At 46.6% G+C, this 9,280-nt stretch carries 5 protein-coding genes; 3 read left to right on the top strand and 2 right to left on the bottom strand.

Annotation, left to right across the window (positions count from 1 at the left end; translation table 11 throughout):
• The first annotated feature begins 574 nt into the window (after positions 1–574).
• On the top strand, positions 575–3,838 hold the full coding sequence (locus V7K62_RS14460; protein ID WP_334865020.1) for an nSTAND1 domain-containing NTPase: 3,264 nt from the start codon (positions 575–577) through the stop codon (positions 3,836–3,838).
• A 109-nt stretch (positions 3,839–3,947) separates the two neighbouring features.
• Here V7K62_RS14460 and V7K62_RS14465 read toward each other — a convergent pair whose 3' ends face one another.
• Positions 3,948–4,169: a hypothetical protein gene (locus tag V7K62_RS14465; protein WP_334865022.1), complete on the bottom strand. Its 222-nt coding sequence runs from the start codon at positions 4,167–4,169 to the stop codon at positions 3,948–3,950.
• A 93-nt stretch (positions 4,170–4,262) separates the two neighbouring features.
• Between V7K62_RS14465 and V7K62_RS14470 the strand changes: the two genes are divergently transcribed.
• Complete coding sequence (locus V7K62_RS14470) at positions 4,263–4,736, top strand: hypothetical protein (RefSeq protein WP_334865024.1); 474 nt, start codon at positions 4,263–4,265, stop codon at positions 4,734–4,736.
• Positions 4,737–5,103: 367 nt separating this feature from the next.
• On the opposite strand, the gene V7K62_RS14475 is transcribed toward V7K62_RS14470, so the two are convergent.
• A complete protein-coding gene (locus V7K62_RS14475; RefSeq protein ID WP_334865026.1) occupies positions 5,104–5,481 on the bottom strand; it encodes a CU044_2847 family protein in 378 nt (125 codons plus the stop codon).
• 67 nt (positions 5,482–5,548) lie between these two features.
• On the opposite strand from V7K62_RS14475, the gene V7K62_RS14480 reads away from it, so the two are divergent.
• A partial coding sequence (locus V7K62_RS14480) for an nSTAND1 domain-containing NTPase (RefSeq protein ID WP_334865028.1) occupies positions 5,549–9,280 on the top strand: 3,732 nt, incomplete at its 3' end.

Consider the following 9,280-nt stretch of genomic DNA (forward strand, 5'->3'; position numbering starts at 1 on the left):
GAATGGCACTAAGAAAAGCTATAAGCTTTGCCTTAACTGGTTAAGAGCCTGGAGGCTGGGAAACCATTCTCGGAGGCTCCGCCTCCAGTGGCTTGACCAGAGGCAGAGCCTCTTGGAATACATTCCCAGTCTGAAGACTGGGAACGAGGTGACACAAGCCTTTCGCCTTTTCTTAGTGCCATTAGATGCAGAGTCTTATAGGACTTACGCAAAAACACCTCTCAAACTCTCATTACTCCGTGACCTCTGCGTCCTCTGTGGTAGCTAGCCGGCGGCAAGCCGCTTCTCTGCGAGAGGCTTCGCCAATGCGTCTACGTTTTCCGTTACCTTTGCGTAAGTCCTATCTTAGCAAAAACTGCTGGATGCGTCGGAGACATCGCTGATTACTAGCGGACTGTAAGGTATAGAGGTTATCCCAGTTACCAAGACTTTCATGTTGTGCTTCTACCGCGTGTTGCTCAACTGCTGCTAAAATTTTGAATCTAGAGTTGTTAACTATACTGAGGAAATTACTTGTTTATTTGGGTAATTTAGTAGACATAGGATATTTACCCAATAGTTTTAACAAAACAAGATGACACAATACGCCCTTGTCGTTGAAATTGCTCACTATGACAACAGTTTAGGCAGCCTGACTAAACTTACTAATGATGTCGGAAATCTTCCTGGCAGAGAAAAATTTTTGCTGGTGGTAAATCAGTTTGAAAAAGTATTTACAGTTTGTGTAGAAGAGCAAGAACGGCAGACATTCATTGAACTATTGACTCAGGTAGTAGAGATTCATGATTCGCGGTTAGCAGTTGTAATTACTATGCGAGCAGATTTTCTTGAACCCTGTTTAGATTATCCCTCTCTGACTCACCTGATTCAAACCCAGACAGTTTTTATGCCGCCTTTAACTGGAGTTGATTTAAAAGAGACAATCACCGAACCTACCAAGCTTCAGAGTCATAGTGTTGAAAAAGCCCTACCATTAAAAATTCTCCCAAATGTTAAACAAAAACCAGGGAGTATGCCTTTGTTGGAGTTTGCCTTAACTAAACTCTGGGAGAAACGCGATCAAAAGAAACAGCAACTCACCCTAGAAGAGTATGAGAAGTTGGGAGGATTAACTGGAGTGTTAAATCTCCATGCAGAAAATGTTTATCACTACCAAGATTATCAGAAAGAATCCCCAACCCAAGAACGCAGTCAGCAGGAAAAAGAATGGATTAAGCAGATTTTTCTGCGGTTAGTGCGAACGGGAGAGGCAAAAAAGGATAGCCGACAGCGCCAACCAAAAGCCACACTCTTAAATATTGCAGGTGATGATGCCAATCAACAGCAACAACTCAGTGAATTACTAGATGGTGAAGCGGGATTGGTTAAGGGACGCTTATTAGTTACTGGGAAAGATGAAGAAGGAGAAGCCTGGATTGATTTAGCCGATGAAGCTTTAATTGAAAGTTGGCAGCAGTTTGCCCAGTGGCGACAACAAGACCGAGACTTGCGGCCGTTGAGTGATACATTAGAAAATACCCGGCGAGAATGGTTGAACGAAAGGCCAGATGACAAATATTTAATGCAAAAGGGATTGCTGTCTCAAGTGAGGGATAGCTGGCAACAATTCCAGCCCCATTTGCAATTACCCCAACAAGATGAAGGTTTTTACCAGCGCAGCGATGCTGATAAAAAAGACCGTATTGCCGATCTGGAAAGGGCGCTTACTGAATCTCAGTTGCGGGAGAAAGCGGCTAGAGTAGAGAATTTATTGCTCTTGCAACCCCTAGATAGTCTAGTTTTGGCAATTCAAGCTATGGGTGAGAATCAAGAGAAACTACCTCAGCAGATTCTTGCACCAGTTCAGAACAGTTTAAGTCGGGTGGTGAATAAAGCAAGAGTCTCGATTCCCTTCCGTGGTCATGAGGGTTATGTTCATTCTGTCGCCATCAGCGGCGATGGGCAGACAATTGTCAGTGGCGGTACTGACGGCACGGTGCGGTTGTGGAACCTGCAAGGTCTGCCCTTAGCTGAACCATTGCGTGGTCATGAGGGTTTTGTCAATTCTGTGGCCATCAGCGCTGATGGGCAGACGATTGTCAGTGGCGGTGATGACGGCACGGTGCGGTTGTGGAACCTGCAAGGTCTGACCTTAGCTGAACCATTGCGTGGTCATAAAGGTCTTATCTTCTCTGTCGTCGCCATCAGCGGCGATGGGCAGACAATTGTTAGTGGCGGTAATGACGGCACAGTGAGGTTGTGGAACCGCCAAGGTCTTCCTTTAGCTGAACCATTGCGTGGTCATAAAGGTAATGTCAATTCTGTGGCCATCAGCGGCGATGGGCAGACGATTGTTAGTGGCGGTGAAGACGGCACGGTGCGGTTGTGGAACCGCCAAGGTCTGACCTTAGTTGAACCATTGCCTGGTCATAAAGGTGATGTCAATTCTGTGGCCATCAGCGGCGATGGGCAGACAATTGTCAGTGGCGGTAAAAACGGCACGGTGCGGTTGTGGAACCGCCAAGGTCTTCCCTTAGCTGAACCATTACGTGGTCATAAGGGTGTTGTCTTATCTGTGGCCATCAGCGGCGATGGGCAGACAATTGTCAGTGGCGGTGAAGATGGCACGGTGCGGTTGTGGAACCGCCAAGGTCTGACCTTAGCTGAACCATTACGTGGTCATAAGGGTGTTTTCTTATCTGTGGCCATCAGCGGCTTTGGCGATGGGCAGACGATTGTCAGTGGCGGTACTGACGGCACGGTGCGGTTGTGGAATCACCAAGGTCTTCTCTTAACTGAACCATTGCGTGGTCATGAGGGTAATGTTAGGTCTGTGGCCTTTGCTTTGCAACGCGATGCGAACAGCGGCGATGGGCAGACGATTGTCAGTGGCGGTACTGACGGCACGGTGCGGTTGTGGAACCTGCAAGGTCTGCCCTTAGCTGAACCATTGCGTGGTCATAAGGGTTGGGTCTATTCTGTCGCCTTTGCTTTGCAACGCGATGCGAACAGCGGCAATGGACAGACGATTGTCAGTGGTGGTACTGACGGCACGGTGCGGTTGCGGAACCTGCAAGGTCTGACCTTAGCTGAACCATTGCATGGTCATGAGGGTTGGGTCTATTCTGTCGCCATTAGCGGCGATGGGCAGACGATTGTCAGTGGTGGTAGTGACGGTACGGTGCGGTTGTGGAACTTGCAAGGTCTGCCCTTAGCTGAACCATTACGTGGTCATAAGGGTGATGTCTATTCTGTGGCCATTGCTTTGCAACGCGATGCGAACAGCGGTGATGGACAGACGATTGTTAGTGGCGGTAGTGACGGTACGGTGCGGTTGTGGAACTTGCAAGGTCTTCCCTTGGCTGAACCATTGTGTGGTCATGAGGGTTGGGTCTATTCTGTCGCCATTAGCGGCGATGGGCAGACGATTGTTAGTGGCGGTACTGACGGCACGGTGCGGTTGTGGAACCTGCAAGGTCTGCCCTTAGCTGAACCATTACGTGGTCATGAGGGTTTTGTTAATTCTGTCGCCATCAGCGGCGATGGACAGACGATTGTTAGTGGCGGTACTGACGGCACGGTGCGGTTGTGGAACTTGCAAGGTCTGACCTTAGCTGAACCATTGCGTGGTCATGAGGGTTTTGTTAATTCTGTCGCCATCAGCGCCGATGGGCAGACGATTGTTAGTGGCGGTGAAGATGGCACAGTGCGCTTGTGGCGAGGTGACTGGCGTGCATGGTTGCAAGTCTGTTGTGACAGGTTACGTTACCATCCCGTCTTTACCAATCCGCAAACAGAGGAAGCAAAAGCCGCCTGCGAAACCTGCCATAAATATGTTTGGAGTAAAGTACGCAAGTAAAAACACGGCATTGCCGTGCCCCTACGAAAGTCTGTACTCCACTCAATTGCAAGCATCTATAAAAGCAGTAAGTAAAGAGAGGAGAACACGAAAAATAGACTTATTATCTTCACAATTTAGGCTCAGAACTCCAGTTTTCACCTTCAAAACTTGGAAGTTCATATTCAAAACTCAGAATTTCGTTTTCACAACTGCAACAACCGAGATCCAAGGGTGAATTATGGTGAGTGAAAGGCGTAGGCGTAGCCCGCACTTCTCTACGAGACGCTGCGGGTAGCTTGCTTCCACATTCGCGTAGCGTCCTGTAGGGAAGTGGTACGACAAAGCTCACCTTTTGAACTTAGAATCTTTATTGGTGTCATGGAAATTTAAATTGTATATGTGGGCACACTAAATTTAAGAACCATACCGGAGACTAATTTCTATGTCCACAGCCCCAATTAGTGCAACACTAGCGCAATCAGAGAAAGATGCTGTGTTGCAAGCGATCGCTACAATTAAAGAAAAACTCCCATTTTTGATTGATTTAAGTAACGAGGAGCGTAAAGCTTTACCCAAAATGGGAGATAAAAGCCGCGCCTTTGTCAGCAAAGCATTGGAGGTGGCGGCACAGAACCCAGAGTTTTTACCGCGATCGTTTGACCTCGATGAAATGCGGAAGGATGTACAATTGTTTGAGGCGTTGTATCCAGTATTGCTCTCGCTGACACAATTCCAAGAATTGGTGGATGATACATTTTTAGCGGTGGGTAGTGAAGCCTATGCAGCCGCGTTGCAGGTGTATAGTTATGCCAAAGCTGGTGGACAAGGCGCTGGTTTAGAGACAGTAGTTGAGGAAATGGGGCAAAGGTTCGCCCGTAAATCTCGGAAAGTCAAGCCTCAAGCAGCAGCGTTGTAGAAAATAACTCGGTGATTGCACTTCTAAGGTGCAATGTTGAGGTTCAGAACTCGGATGTTGGAGTAAATTGCTCGACATTCCGAGTTCTGAACTCGAAGCTTCAACCTTTGAACTCGGAAGTTCGACCTCTAAACTCGGAACTTCGACCTCTGAACAGCAACATCCGAGATTCAAGGGTGAATGATGGTGAGTAAAAGGCGATCGCTTACTCTTTGAACTCGGAACTTTGTGCTTTGAACAGCAACATCCGAAATTCAAGGGTCAATGATGATAAATCAAAGGCGTAGGCGTAGCCCATCGGAGACATCGCTTCCATAATTCCCAGCAGAGTTGAAGATATAAAGCTTATTTTTGGTAAAGCAAAACCTTAAGTGCTGGAATTTTGCTTATTTTCAGGAAACTTACACTTTACCTCAATTTCAAAATTACTCTCCGCCGAACCTTCAGTTACGAAGGGGATACCAGTTTTTCCACCTATCTTCAAACCAAACTTCAGAGTCACCTCTTCGACTTCAGCTACACCTAAATTTTTAAAAGCGCCAATGGCATATTTGGTATAAGCTCGAATTTGATGATGAACTTCCTCAATTTTGACAAATGCCTCTTCCCGCCAGCCGTAGGATTCTTTATCTTCATCAACCTGCGGTGTAACTATTTCTGGAACAGTTGGCGTTTCCTTTGACTCGAACAGAATTGTATAGATTTCCCCGTCTTCTTCAAAGACTAAACGTTCTATGTTCGACATCAAGCCCTCAGATTTTAGGTGTATTTAAGTTATCTTATTCTGTAACCGACAACTCAAATATGTATAGATGGCTCGTTACGCGCTTGTAGTTGGCATTACAGATTATACAAATCAGCTTTCCAACCTCACAAAACCAGCTACGGATGCAGAAGCAGTAAAACAGGTACTAAAAGCGCATGGTGATTTTGAGGATATCGCTGTTCTCAAAGGGCAAGTTAGTACAACTAAGTTGGCTGAAGCTTTAAAAACACTTTTGCAACAACAAGCAGTTAAAAACGAAGCCCTAATTTACTTTACAGGGCATGGCATCACCGTATCTGACAGCTTAGGAACACAACAAGCATATCTAGCAACCTCTGACTTGACAATTGTCACTCAAAGCAAGCAAATTATTGAACAAACAGGCGGGATAAGTCTTCTCAGCCTGAACAATTTAATTAGAGACTCCGACTTGAGTAGTCTAGTAGTGCTGTTAGATTGCTGTCATAGCGGTGAATTTTTAGAACGCAATCTCATCGAAAAAACTCTTACTGCCTTTATTTCACAGCGCGATTACTACTTTATTGCTGCTTGCAGAGGTTTTCAACAAGCATACGCCAAAAAAAGCGAACAACACAGTATTTTTACAACAGCTTTGCTGGCTGGTTTGTCACCAGATAACACTAATGATCATGGAAAAGTGACAGGCGATCGCCTTTTCGATATACTTGCCACAGAACTTAAAAGCAGTGGTCAAGAACCAATCCGCATGGGTTGGGGGCGTTCCATTACTCTAATTACCCACAAAAATCAAAGACAAGCTCAAACCTTTGAGGTAAAGGAAGAATGTCCTTACCAAGGTTTAAAAGCCTTTGAAGCCGAACAAAAACAGTTTTTCTTTGGGCGCAAGCAGGTAGTGAGGAAGATTCTGGAGAAACTGGCACAAAAGCCCTTTGTTCCGATTATTGGCGCTTCTGGGAGTGGTAAATCTTCAGTAGTTCAGGCGGGTTTGATTCCAGAATTAGATGATAGTGTCTGGCAAATTTTACCGCCAATCAAGCCAGGATTTCAGCCTTTGCAGGAATTGAGAGGAGTTCTGAAAGCATTTTTTCCAGGGGCAAAAAAAGAAAGATTGCTTTGGGAGTTGATTACTCAAGAACCGAATCCTTTACCTGTAATTCTGGAGCATCTCACAGGTGCAGAAAAATTTTTCTTGGTAGTAGATCAGTTTGAGGAACTATTTACTGTTGCTGTTGCTGAACAAAAGCAGAGATTTATTGAATTGCTGACTCAGGTAGGAGAGATGACCGATTCGCGGTTGAAAGTTGTGATTACCATGCGATCGGATTTTCTGGAACCATGTTCAGATTATCCGTCTTTAAACAAATTGATTGAAAATCAGCTTGTGTTGATGCCGCGTATCACTGGAGTTGATTTAAAAGAGACAATAACCGAACCAGCTAAACTTCAAGGTCATAGTGTTGAAGAAAGACTAGTACTGAAAATTTTAGAAGATGTTGGTAAAGAACCGGGATACTTGCCGTTGATGGAGTTTGCTTTAACTAGACTCTGGGAAAAACGCGACCAACAAAAGCATCAACTCACCCTAGAACAGTATGAAAACTTCCAAGGATTGACAGGGGCGCTGAATTTTCATGCAGAAAATGTTTATCTTTACGAAGATTATCAGCAGGATTCCCCGACTCAAAAACGAAATGAACAGGAGAAGGACTGGATTGGGCAAATTTTCCTGCGATTAGTGCGGACGGGAGAGGGAGAAAAGGACACCCGACAGCGCCAACCAAAAGCTGAACTATTTGCCATTGCTGGTAATGACCAAAAACAGCAGCAAGCATTAAGTGAATTGCTAGATGAAGGATTAGTGAAAGGACGTTTGTTGGTAGCTGGGAAAGATGAACAAGGAAAAGCCTGGATTGATTTAGCCCATGAAGCCTTAATTGAGGGTTGGGAGAGGTTTGGGGAGTGGCGACAACAAGACCGAGATTTGCGGCGGTTGAGCGAAAGGTTAGCAGATGCTTTACGCGAGTGGGTGAACAAAGAGGAGAATGAAAAATACTTAATGCAGGGGGGATTGCTGGCAGAGGTGCGAGAAAATTGGGAACAGCTAGAGTTTTTATCATCACCTCAAGCAAAGAATTTTTATCAATGCAGTGATGTTTATGAACAGCACCAGATTGCTACATTAGAAAAGGCACTGACTGAATCACGATTGCGAGAGAAAGCCGCCAGGGTAGAGAATTTATTGACTGTCCAACCCCTAGATAGTCTAGTTTTGGCAATTCAAGCTATGGGTGAGAATCTGGATAGACTACCCGACAAGATTCTCGCAGCAGTTCAGAACAGTTTGAATCGGGTGATGAATAAAGCAATAGTCTCCATTCCCTTTGATGGTCATGAGTATTATGTCAGGTCTGTCGCCATCAGCGGCGATGGGCAGACGATTGTCAGTGGCGGTCGTGACGGCACAGTGCGGTTATGGAACCGCCAAGGTCTTCCCTTAACTGAACCTTTGTGTGGTCATGAAAATGATGTCAGTTCTGTGGCCATCAGCGGCGACGGACAGACGATTGTCAGTGGCGGTAGTGACGGCACAGTGCGGTTGTGGAACTGCCAAGGTCTTCCCTTAACTGAACCTTTGCGTGGTCACAAGGATACTGTTACTACTGTCGCCATTAGCAGTGATGGGCAGACGATCGTCAGTGGCGGTAGTGACGGTATAGTGCGGTTGTCGAACCGCCAAGGTCTGCCCTTGGCTGAACCATTGCGTGGTCATATAGGTGTTGTCAGTTCTGTAGCCATTAGCCGTGATAGGCAGACGATTGTCAGTGGCGGTTTTGACGGTACAGTGCGGTTTTGGAACCTGCAAGGTCGGTTCTTGGCTGAATCATTGCGCGATCATAAGGATGGGGTCTATTCTGTGGCTATCAGCAGTGATGGGCAGACGATTGTCAGTGGCGGTCGTGACGGCACAGTGCGGTTGTGGAACAGCCAAGGTCTTCCCTTAGCTGAACCTTTGCGTGGTCATCAGGGTTTTGTCTTATCTGTGGCCATCAGCGGTGATGGGCAGACAATTATCAGTGGCGGTCGTGACGGCACAGTGCGGTTGTGGAACAGCCAAGGTCTTCCCTTAGCTGAACCTTTGCGTGGTCATGAAGATGATGTCAGTTCTGTAGCCATCAGTGCCGATGGGCAGACGATTGTCAGTGGCGGTCGTGACGGTATAGTGCAGTTGTGGAACTTGCAAGGTATTCCCTTAGCTAAATCATTGCGTGATCATGAGGGTTGGGTTACTTCTGTGGCCATCAGCAGTGATGGGCAGACAATTGTCAGTGGCGGTCGTGACGGCACAGTGCGGTTATGGAACCGCCAAGATATTCCCTTTGCTGAACTATTGCGTGGTCATGAGGGTATTGTTAATTCTGTGGCCATCAGTGGCGATGGGCAGACAATTGTCAGTGGCGGTCGTGACGGCACAGTGCGGTTGTGGAACCGCCAAGGGAATACCTTAGCTGAATCATTGCGTGGTCATGAAGATTCTATCCATTGTGTCGCCATCAGTGGCGATGGGCAGACGATTGTCAGTGGCGGTCGTGACAGCACAGTGCAGTTGTGGAACCGGCAAGGTGAGTCCTTGCCTGAATCATTGCGTGGTCATGAAGATTCTATTCATTGTGTCGCCATCAGTGGCGATAGGCAGACGATTATCAGTGGCGGTCGTGACGGCACAGTGCGGTTGTGGAACCTGCAAGGTCAGTCCTTGGCTGAACCTTTGCGTGGTCATGAAGGTTCTGTCTATTCT

Origin of the sequence: Nostoc sp. (assembly GCF_036917935.1) — a bacterium.
Lineage (GTDB): Bacteria > Cyanobacteriota > Cyanobacteriia > Cyanobacteriales > Nostocaceae > Nostoc.

Bases quoted from the DNA above. Each gene is read 5' to 3' on its own strand.
- V7K62_RS14460 (WP_334865020.1), top strand. From the start codon at position 575: ATGACACAATACGCCCTTGTCGTTGAAATTGCTCACTATGACAACAGT.
- V7K62_RS14470 (WP_334865024.1), top strand. From the start codon at position 4,263: ATGTCCACAGCCCCAATTAGTGCAACACTAGCGCAATCAGAGAAAGAT.
- V7K62_RS14475 (WP_334865026.1), bottom strand. From the start codon at position 5,481: ATGTCGAACATAGAACGTTTAGTCTTTGAAGAAGACGGGGAAATCTAT.